Source organism: Aestuariivita sp. (genome assembly GCF_021404545.1).
In the GTDB taxonomy this organism is placed as follows: domain Bacteria; phylum Pseudomonadota; class Alphaproteobacteria; order Rhodobacterales; family Rhodobacteraceae; genus Aestuariivita.
This window is the reverse complement of record NZ_JAAWWD010000086.1, coordinates 1-1184: the sequence shown is the minus strand read 5'-3', so window position 1 is coordinate 1184 and position 1184 is coordinate 1. Positions and strand designations below refer to the sequence as shown.

The following is a 1184-nucleotide window of genomic DNA, read 5'->3' as shown; positions in this document are numbered from 1 at the left end:
CCCCTGCCAAAAGCCCCTAGGAACAAGCTTCGCTGTCTTCCTTCTGGTTGCCTTGCCCCTGCGCGAGGGTGATGGGGAAGTTCCCAAACCCTTCTGCCGCTCCGATGGCGGCCAGATTGCCCCCAAGCGCCGCTCCCCCGAACTTGTCCCAAACCATGACCGCAATGCCACAGGCCGCCACCACGATAGCCACCCAAGTTTGCGGGCGCACATATTCGCGCAGGACCACCCGTCCGAGGATCGCAGCCAAAAGCGGGGAGCAAGCAAAGAGCATTATCGCCTTGGCGACAGAGGTGGTCTGAATGGCAAAGTTTGGGCCGGTTTAGGCCGCCACCAGCGACAGCCCACCAATCCCCCCCGGCCAGCCCATCTGTAGCGCAAGACGCAGTGCATCTTGCCCGGTGGGCAATCGGATCACCACATAGAGCAGCAGGGTCATCGACGCGGAGCGGTAAAACAGAATTTGCCAGACCTGTGCTTCGTCAATCAAGCGAATGCCCAAGCCAACGGTAGACCAGACCAGCCCTGCAAGAAAAACAAGGACATAGCCCCGCATATCGCGTTCAGGTTGGATCGTGACAGTGGTCATCGGCTGGTTTCTTCCTCGGGAATTTGCGGCGGCAGAGGGCTGCCGGGGGCAAAGATCGCCTCGGCCGTGACCGGCGTGGCATCACTATGACGCGAGGCTCGTAGTTCGCGCCATCCAAGGTACAGACCAGAGGCGGTGATGATCCCCATGCCTGCCAGCGTATTCAGCGCGGGCACTTCATCCCAGAGCACATAGGCCAGCAGGGCGGCAAAGGGCAGATAGGTTTAGTCAAACGGTGCGACGGGGCCGGCATTCGCCACCTGATAGGCGCGCGAGACAAGCGTGTAGGCCGCCATCCCGATGGCCCCCAACAGCGCAAGACGCGGCAGGTCGTCCAACGCCTGCGGCGGCATCTCCCAGCGCAGGTGATAGGTCGCCGGGGTGATCTCGATCACCTGATTGACCAGCCAGCCCATGGGCAGGATCAAGAGCCCCGCAAAGGTCAGGGTATAAAGCCCCACCGTAAGCGTGCTTTCCCGGTCGCCGATCTGGCGTGCGATGATCTGAGAAATTGCGTAGGTCACGGCGCACAGAAGCGGCAGGATCGCAACAAGGGAAAAGTTCTCGCCCGTTGGATTCATCGCGATGAGCACAC

General features: G+C 61.1%; 3 protein-coding genes and 1 pseudogene. All 4 read right to left on the bottom strand.

What is annotated here, in order from left to right; all coding sequences use genetic code 11:
* Positions 1 to 16 precede the first annotated feature (16 nt).
* Positions 17 to 304 carry an EamA family transporter gene (locus HEP69_RS23480; protein WP_290560943.1) on the bottom strand — a complete coding sequence of 96 codons (288 nt, stop codon included), beginning with the start codon at positions 302 to 304 and terminating at the stop codon, positions 17 to 19.
* An 18-nt stretch (positions 305 to 322) separates the two neighbouring features.
* Positions 323 to 589, bottom strand: a complete 267-nt coding sequence (locus tag HEP69_RS23475) for a hypothetical protein (protein ID WP_290560942.1) — start codon at positions 587 to 589, stop codon at positions 323 to 325.
* Positions 586 to 780, bottom strand: coding sequence for a hypothetical protein (locus tag HEP69_RS23470; RefSeq protein ID WP_290560941.1), 195 nt, complete (start codon positions 778 to 780; stop codon positions 586 to 588). The genes HEP69_RS23475 and HEP69_RS23470 overlap by 4 nt, the downstream gene beginning before the upstream one ends.
* A gap of 33 nt (positions 781 to 813) precedes the next feature.
* Positions 814 to 1184, bottom strand: a pseudogene (locus HEP69_RS23465) (EamA/RhaT family transporter); the annotation flags it as partial.

What these genes read in the sequence shown, in the direction of transcription:
- HEP69_RS23475 (WP_290560942.1), bottom strand. Translation starts at nt 589, where the DNA reads ATGACCACTGTCACGATCCAACCTGAACGCGATATGCGGGGCTATGTC.